18 protein-coding genes, 1 tRNA gene and 1 pseudogene are annotated in these 22541 nt (G+C 49.3%); 11 read left to right on the plus strand and 9 right to left on the minus strand.

Translation table 11 applies throughout. The annotated features are described in order from the left end of the window. The first annotated feature begins 44 nt into the window (after positions 1–44). Positions 45–1793 (plus strand): DNA primase, encoded by a 1749-nt coding sequence (dnaG, locus tag IV04_RS00845; protein ID WP_037400517.1) that lies wholly within the window; start codon positions 45–47, stop codon positions 1791–1793. A gap of 156 nt (positions 1794–1949) precedes the next feature. Next, on the plus strand, positions 1950–3788 hold the full coding sequence (gene rpoD, locus IV04_RS00850; protein WP_037400515.1) for an RNA polymerase sigma factor RpoD: 1839 nt from the start codon (positions 1950–1952) through the stop codon (positions 3786–3788). A gap of 50 nt (positions 3789–3838) precedes the next feature. Here rpoD and mug read toward each other — a convergent pair whose 3' ends face one another. Then, positions 3839–4327, minus strand: coding sequence for a G/U mismatch-specific DNA glycosylase (gene mug, locus IV04_RS00855; protein ID WP_037400513.1), 489 nt, complete (start codon positions 4325–4327; stop codon positions 3839–3841). 147 nt (positions 4328–4474) lie between these two features. Between mug and IV04_RS00860 the strand changes: the two genes are divergently transcribed. After that, positions 4475–4550 (plus strand) — tRNA-Ile (locus IV04_RS00860). A gap of 210 nt (positions 4551–4760) precedes the next feature. On the opposite strand, the pseudogene IV04_RS24915 reads toward IV04_RS00860, so the two are convergent. Beyond that, positions 4761–4927 (minus strand): annotated as a pseudogene (locus IV04_RS24915) (IS1 family transposase); the annotation flags it as partial. A 97-nt stretch (positions 4928–5024) separates the two neighbouring features. Beyond that, a complete protein-coding gene (locus tag IV04_RS24595; RefSeq protein ID WP_051916512.1) occupies positions 5025–5855 on the minus strand; it encodes a winged helix-turn-helix domain-containing protein in 831 nt (276 codons plus the stop codon). Between the two features lie 725 nt (positions 5856–6580). Here IV04_RS24595 and IV04_RS00870 point away from each other — a divergent pair. The 7 genes from IV04_RS00870 (at position 6581) to IV04_RS00900 (ending at position 13942) form a co-directional block, all read left to right on the plus strand. Continuing rightward, positions 6581–6961, plus strand: coding sequence for a helix-turn-helix domain-containing protein (locus IV04_RS00870; protein ID WP_152562776.1), 381 nt, complete (start codon positions 6581–6583; stop codon positions 6959–6961). A 216-nt stretch (positions 6962–7177) separates the two neighbouring features. Beyond that, the gene (locus IV04_RS00875) at positions 7178–7702 is read left to right on the plus strand and encodes a fimbrial protein (RefSeq protein ID WP_037400510.1); all 525 of its coding nucleotides are present in this window, start codon (positions 7178–7180) and stop codon (positions 7700–7702) included. 75 nt (positions 7703–7777) lie between these two features. Beyond that, positions 7778–8449 carry a molecular chaperone gene (locus IV04_RS00880; protein ID WP_037400507.1) on the plus strand — a complete coding sequence of 224 codons (672 nt, stop codon included), beginning with the start codon at positions 7778–7780 and terminating at the stop codon, positions 8447–8449. A 130-nt stretch (positions 8450–8579) separates the two neighbouring features. Continuing rightward, positions 8580–11153: a fimbria/pilus outer membrane usher protein gene (locus IV04_RS00885; protein WP_081893137.1), complete on the plus strand. Its 2574-nt coding sequence runs from the start codon at positions 8580–8582 to the stop codon at positions 11151–11153. Positions 11154–11275: 122 nt separating this feature from the next. Next, positions 11276–12280, plus strand: coding sequence for a fimbrial protein (locus IV04_RS00890; RefSeq protein WP_037400504.1), 1005 nt, complete (start codon positions 11276–11278; stop codon positions 12278–12280). Positions 12281–12694: 414 nt separating this feature from the next. Beyond that, positions 12695–13264, plus strand: a complete 570-nt coding sequence (locus IV04_RS00895; RefSeq protein ID WP_051916514.1) for a response regulator transcription factor — start codon at positions 12695–12697, stop codon at positions 13262–13264. 33 nt (positions 13265–13297) lie between these two features. Continuing rightward, complete coding sequence (locus IV04_RS00900; RefSeq protein ID WP_037400501.1) at positions 13298–13942, plus strand: LuxR C-terminal-related transcriptional regulator; 645 nt, start codon at positions 13298–13300, stop codon at positions 13940–13942. A gap of 330 nt (positions 13943–14272) precedes the next feature. Here IV04_RS00900 and IV04_RS00905 read toward each other — a convergent pair whose 3' ends face one another. From IV04_RS00905 to IV04_RS00915, 3 genes are all read right to left on the minus strand, one after another. Further along, entirely contained in the window at positions 14273–15655 is a 1383-nt protein-coding gene (locus IV04_RS00905; RefSeq protein ID WP_037400498.1) for an aspartate aminotransferase family protein, read from the minus strand. Between the two features lie 43 nt (positions 15656–15698). Further along, positions 15699–17117 carry an APC family permease gene (locus tag IV04_RS00910; RefSeq protein ID WP_051916516.1) on the minus strand — a complete coding sequence of 473 codons (1419 nt, stop codon included), beginning with the start codon at positions 17115–17117 and terminating at the stop codon, positions 15699–15701. A gap of 123 nt (positions 17118–17240) precedes the next feature. Continuing rightward, positions 17241–18731 carry an aldehyde dehydrogenase gene (locus IV04_RS00915; protein ID WP_037400496.1) on the minus strand — a complete coding sequence of 497 codons (1491 nt, stop codon included), beginning with the start codon at positions 18729–18731 and terminating at the stop codon, positions 17241–17243. A gap of 429 nt (positions 18732–19160) precedes the next feature. Between IV04_RS00915 and IV04_RS00920 the strand changes: the two genes are divergently transcribed. Continuing rightward, positions 19161–20069 (plus strand): LysR family transcriptional regulator, encoded by a 909-nt coding sequence (locus tag IV04_RS00920; protein WP_037400494.1) that lies wholly within the window; start codon positions 19161–19163, stop codon positions 20067–20069. On the opposite strand, the gene argE is transcribed toward IV04_RS00920, so the two are convergent. The 3 genes from argE to IV04_RS00935 are packed head-to-tail and all read right to left on the minus strand — an operon-like array spanning position 20066 to position 22318. Beyond that, on the minus strand, positions 20066–21214 hold the full coding sequence (gene argE, locus IV04_RS00925; RefSeq protein ID WP_037400492.1) for an acetylornithine deacetylase: 1149 nt from the start codon (positions 21212–21214) through the stop codon (positions 20066–20068). The two genes, IV04_RS00920 and argE, sit on opposite strands and share 4 nt — an antisense overlap. Then, positions 21207–21881, minus strand: a complete 675-nt coding sequence (locus IV04_RS00930; RefSeq protein ID WP_037400489.1) for a DUF1028 domain-containing protein — start codon at positions 21879–21881, stop codon at positions 21207–21209. Before IV04_RS00930 ends, argE begins: the two co-directional genes overlap by 8 nt. After that, positions 21878–22318: a RidA family protein gene (locus tag IV04_RS00935; RefSeq protein ID WP_037400486.1), complete on the minus strand. Its 441-nt coding sequence runs from the start codon at positions 22316–22318 to the stop codon at positions 21878–21880. Before IV04_RS00935 ends, IV04_RS00930 begins: the two co-directional genes overlap by 4 nt. Positions 22319–22541: the final 223 nt, after the last annotated feature.

Genomic DNA, 22541 nt, shown 5'->3' on the forward strand with positions numbered 1-22541 from the left:
AATGCGCGGCTTGTTCTCGTTTATAAGCAATCGAATAAGGGCTTATGGCTGGACGAATTCCGCGTGTATTTATCAATGACTTGCTGGCGCGCACCGACATCGTCGATCTGATCGACGCCCGGGTAAAGCTCAAGAAGCAAGGCAAGAATTATCACGCGTGCTGTCCGTTCCACCACGAAAAAACGCCTTCATTTACCGTTAATGGCGAAAAGCAGTTTTATCACTGTTTTGGTTGTGGTGCGCACGGCAACGCCGTTGATTTCCTGATGAATTACGACAGGCTTGAGTTTGTCGAAACCATTGAGGAACTGGCCACCATGAACGGGCTGGAAGTGCCTTATGAGGCAGGTACCGGGCCGACACAGATTGAACGCCATCAGCGCCAAAGTCTTTATCAACTGATGGAACAGCTTAACGCGTTTTATCAGCAGTCATTGTATCAAGCCAACGGTGCGCAGGCGCGTGATTACCTGCTGCGGCGTGGGCTCAGCGAGCAGGTGATCCAGCATTTTGCTATCGGTTTTGCACCTGCCGGTTGGGATAACGCGTTAAAACGCTTTGGTCGCGATGCGGATAATCGTGCAGCATTGAACGATGCCGGAATGTTGGTGACTAACGATCAGGGGCGCACCTACGATCGTTTCCGCGAACGTGTCATGTTCCCTATCCGCGATAAACGTGGGCGGGTGATCGCCTTTGGTGGCCGTGTATTAGGCGATGGTATGCCGAAATACCTGAACTCGCCGGAAACCGAAGTATTCCACAAGGGCCGCCAGTTGTACGGCCTGTATGAAGCACAGCAGAGCCACCCTACCCTGCAACGTTTGCTGGTGGTAGAAGGCTACATGGACGTGGTGGCGCTTGCGCAATACGGCATCGACTATGCCGTCGCCTCACTCGGAACCTCGACAACGGCTGAACATATTCAGCTACTGTTCCGCGCCACCGATAACGTTATCTGCTGCTATGACGGCGACAGAGCTGGCCGAGAAGCCGCCTGGCGCGCGCTGGAAACTGCGTTGCCCTACCTCAACGACGGGCGGCAATTGCGGTTTATGTTTTTGCCCGATGGCGAAGACCCGGACACGTTGGTCCGGAAAGAAGGTAAAGAGGCGTTTGAACAGCGTATGGAACTGGCACAGCCACTTTCCACTTTCCTGTTCGAAACCCTGATGCCACAGGTTGATCTGAGCAGCCCGGATGGCCGCGCCAAGCTGAGCACGCTGGCACTGCCGCTGATTACTCAGGTGCCGGGTGAAACCCTGCGTCTGTATCTGCGCCAGCAACTCGGCAGTAAACTGGGCCTGTTGGACGATAGCCAGCTCGACAAGCTGATGCCCAAGCAGGCTGAAAATGCGAATACTTATCAAGTGCCGCAGCTAAAACGCACAACCATGCGTATACTGATAGGATTACTGGTACAAAATCCGCGTTTGGCTACACTTATACCCTCACTGGAAGGGTTGGAGCAGACCAAACAGGCTGGGTTGCCGCTGTTTGTTGAACTGGTGCAAACCTGCTTGGCACAGCCTGGCCTGACCACCGGCCAATTGCTGGAGTTGTATCGCGACAACAAATTCAGCCAACAGCTTGAAACCTTGGCAACCTGGAACCATATGATCGTTGAGGATATGGTTGAACAGACATTTTTGGATACGCTGGCCAGCCTGTATGACTCAGTGCTAGAGCAGCGGCTGGAAACACTTATCGCCCAAGCCAGAACACACGGCCTGAGTCCTGAAGAGCGTGAAGAAGTTCGCTCACTGAATCAGGTGTTAGCGAAAAAAAACTGAATACCAACGGCTTAAGTGCCGATAAATGCGAGGGTTCAACCCTGCAATATGCCGCCATAGTGGGCCGCGGCAACAACTAAAACGCCCCAAATGCTATTGTTGGCAGTTTCGCCGACCGACACCAACCCAAATACTCTGAAGTGTGGATACCGTCTTATGGAGCAAAACCCGCAGTCACAGCTAAAGCTACTTGTCACCCGTGGTAAGGAGCAAGGCTATCTGACCTATGCTGAGGTCAATGACCATCTGCCGGAAGATATCGTCGACTCCGACCAGATCGAAGACATCATCCAGATGATTAATGACATGGGCATCCAGGTGATGGAAGAGGCACCGGATGCCGATGACCTATTACTTGCTGAAAACTCAAACAGTACAGACGAAGACGCAGAAGAAGCCGCAGCTCAGGTGCTCTCCAGCGTTGAATCCGAGATTGGCCGTACTACCGACCCGGTGCGCATGTATATGCGTGAAATGGGTACCGTTGAACTGCTGACGCGCGAAGGCGAGATCGACATCGCCAAGCGTATCGAAGACGGTATTAACCAGGTTCAGTGCTCCGTGGCTGAGTATCCGGAGGCCATCACTTATCTGCTGGAACAATACGATCGCGTCGAAGCGGGTGAAGCTCGCCTGTCCGACTTGATCACTGGCTTCGTTGATCCCAACGCGGAAGAGGAGATCGCTCCAACCGCTACGCACATCGGTTCAGAATTAACGACCGAAGAGCAGAATGACGACGACGAAGACGAAGATGAAGACGAAGATGCTGAAGACGACAACAGCATCGATCCGGAACTGGCACGCCAGAAATTTGCCGAACTGCGCGATCAGTACGAAGCAACTCGCCAGATGATCAAAAAGAATGGCCGCAGCCACGCCAGTGCAGCAGAAGAGATCCTGAAGCTGTCTGAAGTGTTCAAGCAGTTCCGCCTGGTGCCAAAACAGTTCGACTTCCTGGTCAACAGCATGCGTACCATGATGGATCGCGTTCGTACTCAAGAACGCCTCATCATGAAGTTATGTGTTGAACAGTGCAAAATGCCGAAGAAAAACTTCGTCACTCTGTTCGCCGGTAACGAAACCAGCACCACCTGGTTCGAAGCCGCATTGGCAATGGCTAAGCCATGGTCAGAAAAGCTGAAAGAAGTCAGTGACGATGTGCAGCGCAGCCTGCAGAAACTGCGTCAGATCGAAGAAGAAACCGGCCTGACCATTGAGCAGGTAAAAGACATCAACCGTCGTATGTCGATCGGTGAAGCGAAAGCCCGCCGTGCGAAGAAAGAGATGGTTGAAGCCAACCTGCGTCTGGTTATCTCGATCGCCAAGAAGTACACCAACCGTGGTCTGCAGTTCCTGGATCTGATTCAGGAAGGCAACATCGGCCTGATGAAAGCGGTAGATAAGTTTGAATATCGTCGTGGTTATAAGTTCTCGACTTATGCCACCTGGTGGATCCGTCAGGCGATCACCCGTTCTATCGCCGACCAGGCGCGCACCATCCGTATTCCGGTGCATATGATTGAGACCATCAACAAGCTCAACCGTATTTCGCGCCAGATGCTGCAAGAGATGGGCCGCGAGCCAACGCCGGAAGAACTGGCTGAACGTATGCTGATGCCGGAAGACAAGATCCGCAAAGTGCTGAAGATCGCCAAAGAGCCGATCTCCATGGAAACGCCGATTGGTGATGATGAAGATTCACATCTGGGCGATTTTATCGAGGATACCACCCTTGAGCTGCCGCTGGATTCTGCCACCTCTGAAAGCCTGCGTTCTGCAACGCACGACGTTCTGGCTGGCCTGACCGCACGTGAAGCGAAAGTGCTGCGTATGCGTTTCGGTATCGATATGAACACTGACCACACGCTGGAAGAAGTGGGCAAACAGTTCGACGTTACCCGTGAGCGTATCCGCCAGATCGAAGCTAAAGCGTTGCGTAAACTGCGCCACCCAAGCCGTTCAGAAGTGTTGCGCAGCTTCTTGGATGACTAAGGTTTGCTGACACTCTTGAGACCCCGGCTTGCCGGGGTTTTTTATTGCTTTTATTTCAGTGCTAAAAACAGTTCACGATAACTCGCCACTAGCTGCTCCAGCGTGGCCCGGTTCAGCCCACTCGGATTAGGCAACACCCATATTTCCGTTTTGCCAATCGTCATCTCCTGCTGCCCCCAAGTTACCTGGCGGATACCAAACGCGCAGCTGAAGGCCTGTTTGCCAAGGATCGCCAGCGCCTGTGGCTGGTATTGCAGGATCTTTTCTTTTAGTGCATCACCACCCGCACGTAACTCACCACGGGTCAGCTCACTGGCCGCGACCGTTGGTCGTGCCACAAGAGCAGTAATGCCGCAACCGTACTCTTGCAATTGCAGCCACTGTTCGGGCGCTAGCTGATGTTGAGTGAAACCAGCCTGATGAATCACCTTCCAGAAACGATTACTGCCGTTGGCGAAAGGATAGCCCTGATGGGCAGAAGAAAGGCCAGGATTGATGCCACAGAACACGACTTGCAGGTTAGGTGCCAAGAGTTCCATAAGTATCTGGAGTCCGTTGAAGAAATTTACAGCCGTTATCGCAAAATCTACCTGCAATTACAACAGGCTATAACTGAACATAAAAGCAACATATGGTTTGAAGAGAGTAGACCTGCGTCCCGTGATTACCGTATAATCACGCCGCTTGGCCCCTTAGCTCAGTGGTTAGAGCAGGCGACTCATAATCGCTTGGTCGCTGGTTCAAACCCAGCAGGGGCCACCAAATTTTAGCTTTAAAATCATATAACTAAGCCACCTTTCACGGTGGCTTTTTGTGTACTCAGCAATGAGTGTCCATAAAACGTCCATACAAGATCCAGATGCCCTGAAAATTTCGCAGTGCGCTCAGGCATTCCGTTACTGATTACAGGCTATTTAGCATACGAACACTCTCCTCTATTAATCTCTCATAAAACTTCTCAATGATTAGCGCTGCCATCTCAACAATCTGTTCTTTCACACCAGGTTTATGGGCTTCAGCTGAAATACCCGACGGCAATCACGACAGCGAAACCTGTCAGAACCTCTCGGGTTCTGACCATGCCGATAAACCAGAGCTGGCTGACAACAACGGGGACAATGAACAATGACGCTGGCCATAAGTAAACCTCAAAAAGCCGCATTTAATTGGGGGGACTACCAAATGAAGGGACACAGCTTAGCGGTAAATCTATTCCAATCTTGTCATCAGGCTTGGTCAAGTCGCCTTGTGCTCTTTAAGCCCTGACAATTTAAAGCGTGTCGAACATTGTAGCTCCTCTACACCATTGTTCTTACAAAAAAGCACTAGTATATCCTTTTTGGGAAATCCATTGACTATGCGGATAAATTCGTCCGGGCCACAGAACACATCCTTGGCTCTTAAAATTCTAATATACTCATCATAACTCTCCTTTGATACATCGACACTAACATAAACAGAACATTGATTAATATCTGCAATTTCAACAGACTTTTCTGATAACCAACTATTTTTGGATTGAAGGAACGCTAAAAAAATCAAACTGGTAAAAAGAAAAAGTAATAAATTAAGGATGTTGGTAGTACAGAGTTTTTTTATGAAAGTACGGATTGGCCTTTTACTTGCAGATAACTCAGTTTTTGTGTCTTCACGTTTTTCTATGCCGTTGAGCATGTCACCCGCATTAACTTCTTCCGAGATAACAGAATGGTGATGTTCATTATCTTCGCTGCTGATAATTTGCACAGTTCCTGTAAAGCATATTCCAACTCTAGGTACCGTTTTGATGACTTGAGTTTTGAGCCCCGCATTGCGGAGCCCTTTTCTTATTAGACTGATATTCTGGTAAAAGGTGTTAGAGGTAACGTATTGTCCATGTTTTTCCCAGACCTCACTGAAAAAATCCTCCCGTTTAATGTTAATGCCAGGATGTTGCAGCATTAAAAGCAGGCATCGACTGGCGGGAATGTTTAACACAGTCTCTCTTCCCCTTACGCTTAAGGGTGTCAACCGATGTTGCTCATGATGATAGGCAACCGTATCATTGATAATAAATTTTTCTATCATTTTCAGCCACTTACCGTTAACTCTTAGCTACTGTTAGTTATCAATTAAGTATAGTAATAACTCAGCAGTCTAACTTAAAAAAAAAGCTAATAATAAAATCATAATGTTACAGTTTTATCTAAAATTGCTTATTTCTACAGTACCCATCCGTTAAGAGTGCTCTTATTTACACCTTGTAACATAGCAACAACAAACACTTAGCACAAAAACCACGCTTAAATCAATGAATAAAATTAATTAATTAATTAAAAATCCGATCTTACCTTACGATTTACATACCGCAGCAACGAGATGGAATGCACGGTAAGAGACAGTGTCCAGCCTTATCCCGGTGGGGGCCGGCCCCAGATAAAGTAGATTCATTTATGTATAAAAAAAGATTACACCAACCACTATTTCATATCCATATGATAATAAAAGAAAATTAGTGAAACATGGTGATGTTATCTAAATGTTGTTGATTTTCGACATATATGACTATGAATCAAGTTTAAATGTAAGAATAACCAAGGAATTTTCCTAATACCAAAATTCCATTACATTTTGAATTTATATTCTAAATTTAATTTATTTTACAGAATAAAAAACCAGTCAAGCTATATTATGGCACCTTATTACATTAATTTACAACGCATTGTCAAAGCGATAGTGAATTATATAATAGGCCCATAAACGGAGGCTTGGTGTTTTTTTGCTCAACGCGAAACAATAAACCGAGACACATTATGGAAAGTAAACTTTTCGGATTTTTACTTGATGAAGATATCCAACTTGATATTGCCAATAAAAGGCTGGTGTGTTATAGGGCGGAAACGTCTGAAGACGCTATGTATTTCAAGGTTGTCACACTTAATGATATTCAACTGCGCTTGCTCCTACTTTTGTTAGGCAGCGAACCAGGTGATGTTATATCAAAGAATGATATCATTAATAGCATATGGGAGGAAAGTCTGACTCACCCTTCCGATCAGCGACTCTGGTATTTAATTAAGGTACTAAGAAGTAAACTTGCTTCCATTGGTATGTCAGAAAGCTTTATATCTAACGCGCATGGTGTTGGGTACTTTTTAAAAGGGCATGAGGTATCCCCTATTTTTTTGGGCTAACCAAGAAATATTAAAACCATTCAAAAACTCTGGGCGCCTTTAGTTTTTTCTATTAAGGATCATGTTTTTGTGAATATTTTCTTCACGAAAGCATTACCAGCGACTGTTGACTGGGTGGTTATTCAACCACATTCAATAGTATTACATGGAACGATGCTTCGGCATCATATTGAAATAATAAATGCGGATTAGCCGCATTTTAAAGGAAAGTGTTACATGAAAAAGAATATTATCGTTGCTACCCTGGTTGCTGCTGCCGCTATGACGACTGCTTCAACTTTTGCTGCTGATGGTCAGGTTAATTTTTCCGGTTCGGTGATCGATGCGTCTTGTAATGTGACTAACGCCACCAGTGGTTCGTTGAATGTTGTCTTGGGTCAGGTATCAAAAAGTGCGTTTACCGCAGCGGGTACTAAAGCAGCACCGACCAAATTCACTCTGCAGGTGAGCAACTGCCCTGATAGCGTAAGCAGCGTTGGCGTGAAGTTTGATGGAACCACCGTTGCCGGTGACAACAGCGTTTTGGCACTGACTCAGGGTACTGGCGTAGCAACTGGTGTAGGTATCCAATTGTCTGATGCATCACAAAACGTACTGCCGTTGAATACTGCGTCAATCAATTACCCGCTGACAGCAGGTGCCGCTAACCTTGATTTCGTTGCGCGTTATATTTCAACGGCAGCAACCGTAACCGCTGGCCCGGCTAACGCAATTGCCAACTTCTCTATTATTTATAACTAAGAATAACTAGTAGCCGATAATTATCAATAACGGGGCTATGACCCCGTTATTTTTTATGATTTGGAGAATTAAAGTATGAAATCTTCACTTGGGTTGATGTTAGCCCTGTTATTTGCTGCCCATGTGGCCCAGGCGGGCGTTATTGTGGGCGGAACCCGGCTGATTTATGACGGTAATAAGAAAGAATCCTCACTGAGCGTCAGTAACCCGGATAAAAAAGCCTATTTGGTCCAAACCTGGGTTGAAAGCATTGATGGTACTGAGCCCCCCCCCTTTGTTGTGACTCCACCACTGTTTCGCCTGGATGGTGGGCAAGATAACCTGCTGCGTGTGGTGCGAGCGGGCGGCAACCTGCCATCAGACAAGGAGTCGCTGTTCTGGATGAACATCAAAGCCATTCCGTCGGCGGAGAAAGAGAGCGATCGCAATACGCTGCAAATTGCCATCAAGGCACGCATCAAGCTGATCTATCGTCCCGAGGGACTGAAAGGGATGCCAGAAGACATGGCCGATAAACTCACCTGGCAACGTATGGGGAATGAGCTACAGGTGACCAACCCAACCCCGTTCTACATGAATTTCCAGAAGGTGAAGGTAGCGGGTAAGGACGTGAAAGAGGCAACGTTTGTTGCCCCAGGTACGACCGCCCATTTCGCTTTACCTGCCGGAGTGAGTAGCGGGAGCGTGAGCTGGTCCATCATCAATGATTTTGGCGGGACAGGCAAAGAGCATATTGGCACGCTGTAAGTCATAAAGGGTACGGATAAACACCAAAGCTCAGAAAAAACCTCGAGCGTAAAAGGCATAGAGAGAGAAAGTATTCTTCTGTAGGCCGCAGAAAAAGGGATGAGTAATGACAAAGGACAGATTAATTATAATGCCTAATAATGCGAAAAAAAGTCAGTCTTCACTATGTGTCACCCCACTTGCGTATTTTATTGCTGCACACCTGACCCTGTTAGGGGGCGTTTCCTTTAACGCACAGGCGCGTGAATTTTTTAACCCCGCTTTTCTGGAAACGGACAATCCACAGCAGGGCAAAACCGATCTCTCGGTGTTTGAAGAGGGGACTTCGCAAGGGCCTGGCACTTACCGGGTGGATATCTACCTTAATAATGAGCAGAAAGACACCCGTAATGTTGAGTTCAAAATGGGGAAAGATGCGGCAGGCAAAGACAGCCTGCAGCCTTGCCTAACGGTCGCCCAACTGAATGAAATGGGTGTTAAAACCGATCTGTTTCCTGGTTTGGGGAATGCCAAGGGGCAGTGTGCCAACTTGAGCGCCATCCCGCAGGCCAGCGCCGAGTTGCGCTTCAGTACCCAGCAACTGTTGTTGAGCATTCCCCAGGCGGCGTTGTCGCAACAGGCACAGGGCTACGTGCCAGAGAGCCAGTGGGACAACGGTATCCCGTCTCTTTTGCTGAATTACAGCCTGAGCGGAGCCAACAACGTTGCCCGTGACAATAATAGCAGTGACAGTAACAGCCAGTTTGCCAACCTGCGGCCCGGTATCAACCTAGGTCCGTGGCGGTTGCGCAACTACACTACCTGGAACCGTGACAGCCAGAGCGAAAGCCAATGGAACACGGTGTATACCTATGCAGCACGCAGCATCGTTTCACTCAGGAGCCAACTGTTGCTGGGTGACAGCACTTCACCGAGTGATGTGTTTGACAGCGTGCCGTTCCGTGGCGCACAGATGGCGTCGGACGATGACATGGTGCCAGACAGTCTGAAAGGTTATGCCCCCGCCGTGCGTGGTATTGCACGGACTAATGCTCAGGTGACTATCCGCCAGAACGGCTATGTGATTTACCAGACCTTTGTGGCTCCTGGGGCCTTTGAAATTACCGATATGTTCCCGACCGGCGGTAGCGGTGACCTGCAAGTGACCATCCGTGAATCGGACGGTTCAGTACAGCAACTGGTGGTACCGTACGCTTCGCTGCCGGTGTTGCAGCGTGAAGGCCGCCTGAAATATGCCATGACCAGCGGGCAATACCGTTCCTACGACAGCAGCGTGGAGAAAACCTCTTTCGGCCAGGCTACCGCGATTTATGGCTTGCCGTATGGGCTGACGGCCTATGGCGGCGGGCAGTTTGCCAACGAGAAATACCACTCTCTGGCGGTAGGTATGGGGAAAAACCTAGGTGACCTTGGTGCGTTGTCGGCCGACGTGATCCAGGCGTGGTCGACGATGAAAGACCGACCACAGGAGAATGGTCAGTCATGGCGTATTCGCTACAGCAAGAACTTTGTACAGACCGGAACCAACTTTGCGATTGCAGGTTACCGCTACTCCACCGACGGTTATTTCTCGTTGCAGGAAGTGCTGGACACCTACCGCGACCAAGTCAGCCAACCGCTGGTTGAACGCCGCCGTAACCGTTCCGAAGTGACCATGAACCAGAATCTGTGGGAGGGGGCCGGCACCCTGTCACTGAGTTGGATCAGCGAAAACTACTGGAACAGCGATCGCACCATGCGCTCAATCGGGGTTGGGTACAGCAACAGCTGGCAAGGCGTCAGCTATGCGCTGAACTATAACTACAACGAGAACGCAACCGCCAGCGGTAGCAATGGCAGCGGACGTGTATATGACAAAGATCAGGTATTTGCGCTTAACATTAGCGTTCCGCTGGATCGCTGGATGCGCAATACCTATGCCAGTTACGGCCTGAATAGCAGCCAGAAGGGGGGAGCGACCAACTTCGCCAGCCTGAGCGGCACGGCTCTGGCAGACAAAAACCTGAGCTGGGGTGTGCAGCAAGGATATGGCAGCCAGGGTGTGGGCAACAGCGGTAGCCTGAATACCGACTACCGTGGCACTTATGGTGCATTGAATGCGGGCTATGGTTATGACCGCAACAGTCAGCGCCTGAATTATGGTGTGCAAGGAGGGATACTGGTACATGAAAACGGGGTGACCTTCGGTCAGCCACTGGGGGAAACCATCGCGCTGGTGAAAGCGCCGGGTGCCGCAGGAGTGGGCATCAACGGCCAGACCGGGGTGAAGACCGACTGGCGGGGCTATGCCATTGTGCCGTACAGCAGCCCGTACCGCAAAGACCAGGTGCAGTTGAATACCGAAACGCTGGCGGACAATGTCGACCTGACGCTATCAAGCCAGAATGTGGTGCCGACGAGGGGAGCAGTGGTACGCGCCGAGTTTGCCACCAATGTGGGGCAGCGTGTATTGATGAGCCTGCTCAAGGCTGGCGGTACGCCAGTGCCGTTTGGTGCCACGGTCAGCGATCCGACGCAAAAGATGGCACAGGGTTTTATCGTGGGTGATAACGGTCAGGTGTACCTGACGGGGTTGGCAGAGAGTGGTTCCCTCAACGTGCAATGGGGTACTGAGCCAGATCAGCGGTGCCGGGTGAATTACACCCTGGCGAAGCAGACAGCAGAATATGCGGGTGTTCAGATTTTGAAAGGGCTGTGCCAGTGAGGCAGCTCTGTCTGCAATGAAAAAGATAACGGCGTCGGTACTTTGCCTGATTGGTCGTATGAGGATAGAGCGGCTTACACGTGAGCTCGAACTTCCACTCAATATTTAAGGATATTCAATATATGATCAGTACATTCTCTAAATATAAGATAATCATGTTACTGAAAGTTTTAGGACTTCTGCTCACATGCGTTTTTTCAATCGAAAATGCCTATGCATTAGCTTGTGCCAATGCTAGTGATGGCACCCTCAGGTATGAGGAAAATATAGGTAGCATCTCGGTTCCACAAACATTGGCCAATGGAACAACGGTGTGGCGTTCAGAAAACCGCACAATGAGAGTACAGTGTTGGAAAGACAGACCTCAAACCACAGCAGAGAATGTCTATTTTTACCTCAATCCAAACTCGGCCACTTTAGGTTCTGGAGTTCATATCGGGGTTAATTTGGGGGGGATTGATATTCCTGATGTTACGAATGCTCAAAAACAGATGGTTCCTAATGTAGTAGTACCTGCATGTACAGGTAGTTCAGATTATTGCAAAGCTTATTACTCAGCGAACTTCACTATTAATTATTATGTTTACATTACTAAGAATGGCTCCAATTTATCAGGGAACTACTCAGGGAAAAATGTCTTTGATGTATTCCAGATCGATGGCGTTGGCGGGCTGAATAACGTCGCTGGTAATTTCCGCTATGCAGTAAATAATATGCAAGGCATTCGGTTTTTACCCTGTCAGGCATCTCTGCTAAGCCCCGGCACGGTAGACTTTGGTAAAATTAACAATGCACCAGCAGTAGTTGGCGCCGTGGCTAAAAATGTTGGCTTTAATGTTGATATAACAAAAAATTGTACAAATCCAATGGTGTTAACAGCCCTGTATTCATCTTCGTCAGCAGTATATGACGCTAATACTCGGGTTTTGCTCAATGGAGTCGGTCTGAAAATAAAAAACCTGGAGACCAACAATTATATCGGTTATAGTGGCGTAGAAAGCTTTACCAGCTTAGGTTCAGAAACATCCAAATCCATTCCATTTAGTGCTGAAGTTGTCTGGTTAAATAACAAACCCTCCCCGGGCACGTTTAATTCAACATTGACAATTACGATGTATTATAATTGATCTATACCCAAAATCATTCGAGTTGCTTGACAAAAACGCAACGCGTTTTTGAACAGCACTTGTGCTGGCCCAGATTTGGGCCAAGTCACAAAGCCAACACTCAAGCAACTTGAAGTATGACGGATATAGTTACGTTAATAAAGGTGGAATGGTGCAGTCCAGAGTCACCTGTACGGTGATGTATAACTGAATAGGGTCAGTAATGCTCGCAGAATGTGTTTTTCATAGCAATGAAGAAGGCTGATATACATTATATATTCATCCAGAAAGCGGAGTGTCCGCCCACCTTGATTTTAATTTATTAAGTATATGTTAAATAATAAAACGTTAAGCCCTCTGCGAGGGCCTTACAAGATTGTATTGGCAGAACCATGCCCGGTAACCCGATTAGGGTTACGTCAGGCGATTAGCCTAATGCCATTACATATAGAGCAGCTTGAAGATACTGGGGATCTTGCTGAAATCCCGGAACTCATCACTCAGCATAGACCGGATATACTGATCGTAGAACTGGGTGATGACAACGATTCCGTTCTGGAGGTACTGTCTACTATCAGTGATTGTATTCACTTTTGGCAGCCGAAAATACCCATTGTAGTGTGTACCACTATTCGAAATGCGCCTTTTTTCCGCTTGTTGCGGGCAATAGACATCCGTAGTATCTGTTTGAAGCAGGAGTCAATAGAAACTTTGGCTCACTGTATCGAGCAGGTATTACATGGAGGCTATGAATTTAGCCCTATGGTGAACCAATATCTTGCAGAAACCGAGGGGTATTACTCTCTTCTCACAGCAAAAGAATTAGAAGTGTTAGTACATCTTTTCAGTGGAAAAAATGTCACCGAGGTGGCCAAATTGATGAACCGCGATATCCGAACGATCAGTACACATAAAAGAAATGCCATGCGTAAAATCGGCTTTAAAAATGATAGTGAAATGTTCTCAAACTCGAACTGGATAGGATTAAAACAGTTCAATATATAATAATTCATCTGTTATCCCAGGAGTGAAATCTGCATGGAACATAAAGTTTCAAAATATAACGTAGTCATTTTGATTCAGGAACCACTAACCCAATTGGGTATGAAACAGATAGCATTTATGTCTGCTCCTGGTTGTAACGTTTATTCTGATGTCAAGAATTTCAATTCAACACTTTTTACTATTGTCGATATGACAGTGGATTTATTTATAACAGATATGCGTGATGAATTGAATGCGCACAGGCAAGATGCTGAGCTGTTACTAGAATTATGTCATCATCACCCCCAGTTAAAGGTGATTATTTACACCCAATATCTAACGCCAGAAATGCATGAGCTGTTTCAAGACTGCTCACAAGTGAGTTTTTTGTCACGCAAAGCCCCTTTACAGGAAGTGTATAAAGTTTTTGCGGCCATTTTATGCGGGGAGCGTTATTACAATCCAGCGGTGATACCTAAGCAAAAAAGCCTTGATAATAGAGTAAGCTCGCTGACGCTCAGTGAAAGGAGAGTATTATCATTTCTTCTGAAGGGGTATTCTCAAAGTCAAATAGCTCGCTTATTGTGTCGCAGTATCAAAACGATAAGCGCCCAAAAATGCAGTACCATAAAGAAGTTGGGTTTTAAAAGGGATGCTGAGATTTTTTTAGTCAGAGATGCATTATTAAACTCATTGTAGTGATTCTGCAATGAGTTTAAAGCTGTGGGTAATCCCCTTAAAAAACCGGTGTAAAACGATGCCTTTGGTATTGCCAGGCGGATTATCAACACGCCGAAATCGAATGCAGGCACCGCCCAGTGTTTCACATTTTCTATATGATGATTAATAGACTCTTCCAGTATGAATTTATCCCGGCAGGAGCAGCATCCCTTATACGTCATAACCAAAAGTGTGCATATTGCATTAACTTACCGGAACAATGTACGCTCATAGCCAGAGACCTTCCATGGCATCAACACCGGTGTTCATCTCATATAAAAGACCGCGCCTTCAAGGATGGGGAGGGTATCAAATCAGCCCTAAACTGCGCGCGGTTCGATCCACTGCACGTTTGGTTTTCTCCAACAACTCATCGATCTCAGCATGGCTTGCCACCAGGGCCGGTGCCATAATCATCCGCCCTGCGGTAGAACGGATAATCACACCCTCTTCAAAACCATACGTCCGGCAACGCCAGGTAATATCACTTTCGTTACTAAAGCGCTGGCGGCTGGCTTTATCCTGTGCAAATTGCAACGCGGCCACCATCCCGGTGCCTTGAATCTCCCCGACCAAAGGATGGTGAGTAAAGATCTCGCGTAACCCTTTTTGCAGGTATGGACCGATGTCCGTTTTCACCCTGCCGACAATCGCCTCATCGCGCAACGCCTTAATGTTTGCCAACGCAACCGCCGCAGCAACCGGGTGACCCGCGTAAGTCAACCCATGTGCAAACACCCCGCCCTGGTCTACCAGCGTTTCAGCCATGGTGCGGGACAGAACCAGACCGCCCATCGGGACATAGCCCGATGTCAAACCTTTGGCTATCGATAACGTGTCTGGCTCAAACCCAAAGTGCTGATGGGCGAACCATTCTCCCGTGCGCCCAAAGCCGCCGATCACCTCATCGGCGCAAAGCAGTACATTGTATTGGCGACAGATACGTTGAATTTCCGGCCAGTAACTCTCTGGCGGGAAAATCATCCCTCCCGCGCCCTGAAAAGGTTCGGCGATAAACCCGGCGACATTATCCGCCCCCAGGGCGAGAATTTTCTCTTCCAATTGCAGAGCGCAGCGGCGGCCAAATTCAGCCGGGGTTAAATTACCTTGATGGGCATACCAGTAAGGTTCATCGATATGGGCGATCTCCGGCAGCATACCGCCCATTTCATGCATAAACTTCATTCCCCCCATCGCTGAGCTGGCCAGTGTAGAGCCATGGTAGCCGTTCCAACGGCCAATCATGATGCGTTTGCTCGGGTGCCCGGCCACCTGCCAGTAACGGCGCACGGTGCGGATCAGTACTTCGTTGGCCTCTGAGCCCGAGTTGGTATAAAGCACATGGCTGTAATGGCCCGGCAGCAGGCTGAACAGCATTTCTGATAGCTCCACCACCGCCGGGTGGGTGGTGTGAAAAAACATATTATAGTAGGGCAGTTGCGCCATCTGCTGCGCTGCGGCGGTAACCAGATCTTCACGCCCATAGCCAAGATTGGTGCACCATAGGCCCGACATCCCGTCAAGATAACGCTTGCCATCATTATCCCAAAGGTAAAGCCCTTTACCTTGCACCATCACTCGCGGCCCCTCTGCATTCAGGGCTTTTTGATCCAAAAAAGCGTGAATATGATGGCTTGCATCCACGGCCTGATAATCACGAGTTTCGCGCTGGTTCTTACTTTGCATAGTCATTGGCTACTATCCTTTTGCATATCATGAACGGCTCTTATTGCTGCTAAGGCCGCAGTTCAGGTTCTAAAGGTTCTGGCTGGAACAGGGGTTTATGCATCACGAATTTGATCCACAACACCGCAATCAATGAAACCAGCCCCAGCACCACCCCCGATACCGTATAAATTTGTCTCGCCTGTTCAGCAGAAGGCGAAATATTCCATATGGCATACAGCATGCCGACCATGCCCACAATCTGCGGCAACGGGTAAAAGGGCGTGCGGAAAGGCCGATGCCTGTCGGGATAACGCTTGCGCAGCACCAGAACATTCGCGTGCGTAATAATGTAAGCCAGTAACCAAGAGAGCGCGGCGGCACTCAGCAGCAGATTGATAGAATCCATTTCCATCAGCAAAAGAGGCAGGCCGGTAATACTGGCAATGAATAACACCGACACCCAAGGCGCACCCGTTTTGGCGCTATGCCGCTTAAAACAAGGGAAAGCCTGGCCGTTTTGCGCCATGCCGCTCAACATACGGGGGATCGTCGCTAGCGAAGAATTCAGCGTACTACAGGTCGCCGTTACTGCCGCAGTCACCAAAAATATCTGCCCTGTCTCGCCAAAAACGGTGGTGGCAAACAGATAGTGCGGCAGACCATTCGTTGCCAACTCTTCGGCCGGGATCAGCAAAAGCGCCCCAAGACAATAAATAACGATGGTACAGAAAATAACACTCAAACCGATGATCATTGAGCGTGGGATATCGCGCTCAGGGCAGCGGGCCTCTTCCACCAACGGGCAGACGAACTCCGCCCCCACAAAGCCCCAGATCGCCATGGCGACCAGCGTTAAAACACCCCAGCCGAGCGGATTCACCGAACTGTTGGCCAGTACGTTGGCGAGCGGTTGCGCCTGTTCGTGGCTGATTGCGCTTAATCCCAATAACAACAGAACTACCAGCATCACGACGGCCAGCAAGGACTGTAGCCGAGCGAAAATATCAATATTCATCAGGTTGAGTAAGGTGAATATCCCCAGAATACCGAAAGCGACCGTAAACGGCGGTAGCTCCGTCGTTGGGAATACCTTACCAATGATCAGATCAAGCAATAACAGCTCGGCAGAAAGCGCAAACATCGCGACCACGATATAGCCGGAAAACGTCGCCAAAATAGCCGGAAACTGGCCGATAGCCACTTCGGTATAACTGCTCAAGCTGCCTGCACGGGGAATCATTAGCGACAGTTCAGAAAATGAAAATGCATAACTGAGCGCCAACAGATACGCCAGCCCCAAAGGGATGATAAAACCGAACCCCGCAATACCGACAGCTTGCAACATCAGGACCATAACGCCTTGCGATACCACTAAACCGATAGCGACAGACAGCAATGCGCCCAGGCCCAACGTTTTATGCCCTGCTCCTGCGCGCAGGCGGGCTTGAGGAATGGCGTCCAATAGGATATTAGCTTTTTGAGTCATCGACTTACCCTCTATACCCGTCATACTTCAAGTTGCTTGGGTATTGGCTGCGCCCTGCCGCCGACAAGCAACTCGAATTATTTGGGGTATAAATTATTGTTGTCAGGGAGTTGCATTGACACGCTAGCGCAACTGAATCCAGGTGGTTTTCAACTGGGTATATTTATCGAACGAGTGCAGAGATAAATCGCGCCCAAAGCCTGACTGTTTACCGCCGCCGAAAGGCACGGCCACGTCGAGCGCGTCTACGGTGTTGATCGATACCGTTCCAGCATGCAAACGCTGCGCTACCCGGTGGGCGCGGTTGAGATCATCGCTCCAGACGGAGGCCGCCAGCCCGTAAACGCTGTTATTCGCCATGCTGACCGCTTCATCTTCAGTATCGAAGGTGGAAATCGCTAATACCGGGCCAAAAACCTCCTCCTGCGCCAAGCGCATCTCGGCTCGTACCTGAGTGAATAACGTGGGCTGCACAAAGTTATCCGAGCCGTTGAAGCACAAACGCTGGCCACCGTAGACCAGGTGAGCCCCTTCCTGCTTGGCCTCGGCAATAAAGTTCATTACGTTCTGGGTCTGACGGGCATCGACCAACGCCCCCGCACGGCTCTGCGGATCGAGCGGATCGCCGGGTTGCCAACCCGCAGCATGAGCGATCAGGCGTTCGATAAACGCATCGTGAATTGAGCGCTGAATAAACAGACGGGAATTAGCCGAACAGACTTCGCCCTGGTTATAGAAGATGGCAAAAGCGGCCTTTTCCGCAGCCAGATCCAGGTCCTGGCAATCATCAAAGATCAGACACGGGCTTTTCCCTCCACACTCCAGCCAGACCTGCTTGAGGTTCGATTGTGCCGAATACTGCATAAAGTATTTCCCGACCTGGGTTGAGCCGGTAAAAACCAGGCTATCGACGTCCTGATGCAGCCCTAACGCTTTACCCGCCTGTTCACCCAACCCGGGCACCACATTCAGCACACCAGCGGGCAACCCGGCTTCTAACGCCAGTTCCGCCAGACGCAGAGCCGAGAATGGCGACTGTTCGGCAGGTTTGAGTACCACGCTATTGCCTGCCGCCAGCGCGGGCGCCAGTTTCCAGGCCGCCATATCCAGTGGAAAATTCCACGGTACCACCGCCGCCACCACCCCGAGCGGCACCCGGGTAACAGTCGCCAGAGCATTCTGCGCCGTTGGCGCAACCTGCCCGTAAAGCTTGTCCAGGCTTTCTGCATACCAGGCAAACACCCGCGCCGCGCCGGGAACATCAACGTTCCAGGCATCCATCACCGGTTTGCCCATACTCATTGAATCCAGCAGCGCCAGCTCTTCACGGTGTTCAAGGATCAGCTCAGCCAAGCGCAGCAAAACTTTTTTACGTTCAACGGGCGGTTGATGTGCCCATATCCCCTGCGAAAAACTGCGACGTGCGGCGCACACGGCCCGATCGACATCCGCTGCATCGCAGGCAGTAACCTGCGCCAAAAGCTGGTTTGTCGCGGGATTCACCACCTCGAACTTGCTGTCTGAAGCGGCAGTCACACGACGCCCATCAATAATTGCCTGATCAATAAAGCTTTGACGAGCAGCTCGCTCTTGCCAGTCACTGAGATTGAACATACCTACGCCCCCATCATGCAATCCATATGTTTATTAAATGTTAAATATGAAAATTGATGCTATCTGGCTTCCTGATGGGGGAAAAGCAGTAAAAATATGCTGGATGGTAATAAAAAAACTTAGCAGCAGAGATATATCCAAGATTTATGGGAATTTAAGCAATCAGGCAGACGCTCTCCAGCTTTTTGGGAAATAGCTGTGGATAGGAACCCTCTCAAGGTATAAATTCTTTGAACCTCCTCACGGTTAAACCCTGCGCATTATCTTATGCCGCCAGCCGAAAATTAACATATTGACAACATTTAATTAAAACATTAAGTTCGCTATTCAGACGTTTTATCTCCTCCTTATACCCAGAATAATTCGCGTTGCTTGTAGGCGACAGAATCCTGCACCTACATAGCGCCAGAGCAGTTGAGGAATCGAATAATGGCTAACTACACCTTGCGCCAGCTTAAATACTTCGTGACCACCGCCAAATGTGGCAGCGTTGCTGAAGCCTCGCGTAAGTTATATATCGCCCAACCCTCGATCTCCACGGCGATAAAAGGCCTTGAAGACAACTTTGGCGTGCAGCTTTTTATTCGCCACCATGCTCAAGGCGTTTCATTGACTCCATCTGGCACGCGTTTTTATAGCAAGGCACAAAAATTATTAAGAATGGCGCATATTTTTGAGCAAAATGCCTTGGCGGATAATGACATGATTTCAGGGCAAATCAGTATTGGTTGCTTCGAAACGGTGGCACCATTAATTTTACCGAAACTGATCAGAGGATTTAAAACGCTTTACCCTGGCATAGAAACCATTATTCGTGATGGAGAACAGCATGAATTGGTGCAAAAGTTAACGACGGGTAGCCTTGATGTGGCTCTTTTATACCGCCACGATCTGAATGACAATCTCTCAACCGATATGCTGGCAGCGCCGAGAAAACCCTATGTGTTATTACCCGCCAATCATCAATTCGCGCAGCAAACGCAGATATCTCTGGCAGATTTGGCTGCTGAACCGATGATTTTGTTGGATGTCTTGCCAAGCCGCCATTATTTCGTCAACTTGTTCACGCGCATCGGCATCACGCCGAATATCGTTTTCAGTTCACCCTCCATAGAAATGGTACGCGGCATGGTAGGCCAGGGATTGGGGTTTGCGATTTTAGTCACCAGGCCCCACGGCAAGTACAGTTACGACGGCCAGCCGCTGGCGACGCTTGAGCTGAAAGACGAAGTCGAAGGTTCCGGGCTGGTTGCGGCTTGGTTAACCCACAATCAACTGACCAAACCGGCTCAGTTGTTCGTTGAGTTTTGCAAGAGCGAACTGGCCAATGTACTTTAGGCCATCATCCAGATACGCAAATTGGTCAGCATTTTCATACAGCGTTCAAGCTGTTCCACGCTGACATACTCATCCGGTTTATGGCCCTGCGCCATACTGCCGGGCCCGCAGATCAATGTCGCGACGCCAGCTTCATCAAACAGACCACCTTCCGTACCAAAAGCCACCGTAGCGAACTCATCACTGCTGCACCATTGCGCCAACCAGTAGGCAAAATCCGACTGTAGATCGGTTAATAACCCCGGATATTGGCTCAATGGCTGCAGCTGAATATCGCTGCTCGCAGCAACCTGTCTCATGGCGGGCAATAGCTCAGTTTCAGCGTATTGTTCCAGCTCGCGGATAATCGCGCCAACCTGCACGCCCGGTAAATGGCGAATTTCAAAGTCAAACTGGCAGTCTTGCGGCACGATATTAAGCGCGGCACCTCCGCGAATCGTGCCCACCTGCAACGTACTGTAGGGCGGATCAAAACGCGGATTCTGCGTGGCCACCAATTGAGTGCCAAGCGAGGTCAATTTGTTAATCAGCCTAGCGGCATATTCAATGGCATTCACACCGTGCGGCGTATAGGCCGAGTGGCAGGCGTGGCCGCGCACATGGCAACGCATCGCCAGTTTCCCTTTATGGCCATAGACGGGCTTCATTTCCGTCGGTTCCCCCACAATACACATTGCGGGTTTCTCTTTTGATGCCTGCAAATGCGCGACCAAACTGCGTACACCCAGGCAACCGATCTCCTCATCGTAAGAAAAAGCCAGATGTAACGGCATACGCAGAGGTTGAGCAAGAAAATCTGGTACAGAAGCTAACACGCACGCCAGAAATCCCTTCATATCCGCACTGCCCCGGCCATAGTAACGGCCATTGTGGTGCGTCAGCGCAAAGGGCGGCATGCTCCATTGCTGCCCATCAACGGGAACGACATCGGTATGACCAGACAGCATTACCCCACCTTGCCCGGCCGGACCGGTACGGGCGTAGAGGTTTGCTTTTCTGGCATCGGCATCATGAAAGAGTTGCGTCTCCACGCCTAAACCGACCAGGTAATTTTGTATAAAATGAATCAGTTCAAGATTGGATTCCCGGCTAGTGGTATCAAAAGCCAGCAATTGCCCCAATATATTACGCACCTCATCACTCATCGCCCGGCACCCCATAACTTGGCGCCTCGCGGGGATCCACCGCCCGAACGATATACGCCTGCATCTGCGGCGCATACGCCTGCCAAAGCGCGGCCAACTCCCCAATCGGATCGTGCTCTGCCCAATCAACCCGCAGATCAACGATCGGCCAAGAGTAGCTACCCACCACTTTAACCGCAGCAGAATGCACAGGCCCCGCTTCGCCACCGTTATCCACCGCCGCCTGTAATGCAGCCATCAAACGATCGGTCAGTTGGCCTGTCGCCCGTTCAAAGGCGGCAACCATAGCATTAATGACCTGTTGATCGGCCAGCATGTTGCCCGCTGCCACGCAATCCCTCCCCTGCGCCGCATGGTAGACACCCAGTGTTTGCTCACCGCTAAACCCCGCCGTTACGCCAGCACTGTCGATAGCGATAACCTGGCGATACTCGCTAAAACGCTGGTTAGCCAGCACGTTATCCAGTGCCGCGCCAGGAGGCACGCCCTGTTCCAGTTTTTCCAGCACCTGCTGGCCCAGCATGGGGAGCGTGATATTCTGGCTGGAAACGGCCCCAACGCCAGCCAGCAACCATGGGCAGCGGGCTCCGACAGCGATACTCGAAGAACTCAGGGCAACACCCAATTGCCCGGTCTTTGCACAGCGTGCGGCAATGGAAAAGGTCATAACGCCTCCTGCGCTTTCCAGCCATCGGGAATAACGGCAATAATATCGATTTCCATCAACCATTGCGGTTGCGCCAAAGCCGACACCACAATGCCGGTGGAGATAGGAAACACCCCTTTAAGCCATTTACCCACTTCTTGATAGACAGGCTCACGATACCTTGGGTCAATAAGGTAAGTCGTAGTTTTGACAATATGTGACAGATCGCTCCCGGCTTCCTCAAGCAGTTGTTTGACATTTTTCATCGCCTGCTCTGCTTGAGCACGTGGATCGCCTAGCCCGACAAGATTACCCGCAAAATCAGTCCCAACCTGGCCACGAACATAAACGGTATTTCCCGCACGCACCGCCTGACAAAGATCGTTATCCAAGGATTGATTAGGATAAGTTTCTTTAGTATTGAACATGCGAATACGAGTATGGATGACATTACTCATGAACGACTCCTGTTAACTGAAAATATGACAGCGATGCGTATGCTACGACCAATAAAATATCGTGTGAGATTCATTATGATAAATATGAACCCGGTAAATAATCCTCTTGGTTTATCATGCAAAAAAAACATAATGAGTAAAACAATATTTTTAGTTATGACTGACAAGGTAAAAACTAACCCGCATATACCGTTAATTTGAGGTGGAATGGGAGTCATGAGCC

This window comes from Serratia sp. Ag1 (assembly GCF_000743355.1).
In the GTDB taxonomy this organism is placed as follows: Bacteria; Pseudomonadota; Gammaproteobacteria; order Enterobacterales; family Enterobacteriaceae; genus Chania.

What these genes read in the sequence shown, in the direction of transcription:
- IV04_RS00885 (WP_081893137.1), top strand. Translation starts at nt 8,580, where the DNA reads ATGCCTAATAATGCGAAAAAAAGTCAGTCTTCACTATGTGTCACCCCA.
- IV04_RS00920 (WP_037400494.1), top strand. Translation starts at nt 19,161, where the DNA reads ATGGCTAACTACACCTTGCGCCAGCTTAAATACTTCGTGACCACCGCC.
- rpoD (WP_037400515.1), top strand. Translation starts at nt 1,950, where the DNA reads ATGGAGCAAAACCCGCAGTCACAGCTAAAGCTACTTGTCACCCGTGGT.
- IV04_RS00870 (WP_152562776.1), top strand. Translation starts at nt 6,581, where the DNA reads ATGGAAAGTAAACTTTTCGGATTTTTACTTGATGAAGATATCCAACTT.
- IV04_RS00915 (WP_037400496.1), bottom strand. Translation starts at nt 18,731, where the DNA reads ATGTTCAATCTCAGTGACTGGCAAGAGCGAGCTGCTCGTCAAAGCTTT.
- argE (WP_037400492.1), bottom strand. Translation starts at nt 21,214, where the DNA reads ATGAGTGATGAGGTGCGTAATATATTGGGGCAATTGCTGGCTTTTGAT.
- dnaG (WP_037400517.1), top strand. Translation starts at nt 45, where the DNA reads ATGGCTGGACGAATTCCGCGTGTATTTATCAATGACTTGCTGGCGCGC.
- IV04_RS00895 (WP_051916514.1), top strand. Translation starts at nt 12,695, where the DNA reads ATGCCATTACATATAGAGCAGCTTGAAGATACTGGGGATCTTGCTGAA.
- IV04_RS00875 (WP_037400510.1), top strand. Translation starts at nt 7,178, where the DNA reads ATGAAAAAGAATATTATCGTTGCTACCCTGGTTGCTGCTGCCGCTATG.
- mug (WP_037400513.1), bottom strand. Translation starts at nt 4,327, where the DNA reads ATGGAACTCTTGGCACCTAACCTGCAAGTCGTGTTCTGTGGCATCAAT.
- IV04_RS00935 (WP_037400486.1), bottom strand. Translation starts at nt 22,318, where the DNA reads ATGAGTAATGTCATCCATACTCGTATTCGCATGTTCAATACTAAAGAA.
- IV04_RS00900 (WP_037400501.1), top strand. Translation starts at nt 13,298, where the DNA reads ATGGAACATAAAGTTTCAAAATATAACGTAGTCATTTTGATTCAGGAA.
- IV04_RS00890 (WP_037400504.1), top strand. Translation starts at nt 11,276, where the DNA reads ATGATCAGTACATTCTCTAAATATAAGATAATCATGTTACTGAAAGTT.
- IV04_RS24595 (WP_051916512.1), bottom strand. Translation starts at nt 5,855, where the DNA reads ATGATAGAAAAATTTATTATCAATGATACGGTTGCCTATCATCATGAG.
- IV04_RS00905 (WP_037400498.1), bottom strand. Translation starts at nt 15,655, where the DNA reads ATGACTATGCAAAGTAAGAACCAGCGCGAAACTCGTGATTATCAGGCC.
- IV04_RS00880 (WP_037400507.1), top strand. Translation starts at nt 7,778, where the DNA reads ATGAAATCTTCACTTGGGTTGATGTTAGCCCTGTTATTTGCTGCCCAT.
- IV04_RS00910 (WP_051916516.1), bottom strand. Translation starts at nt 17,117, where the DNA reads ATGACTCAAAAAGCTAATATCCTATTGGACGCCATTCCTCAAGCCCGC.
- IV04_RS00930 (WP_037400489.1), bottom strand. Translation starts at nt 21,881, where the DNA reads ATGACCTTTTCCATTGCCGCACGCTGTGCAAAGACCGGGCAATTGGGT.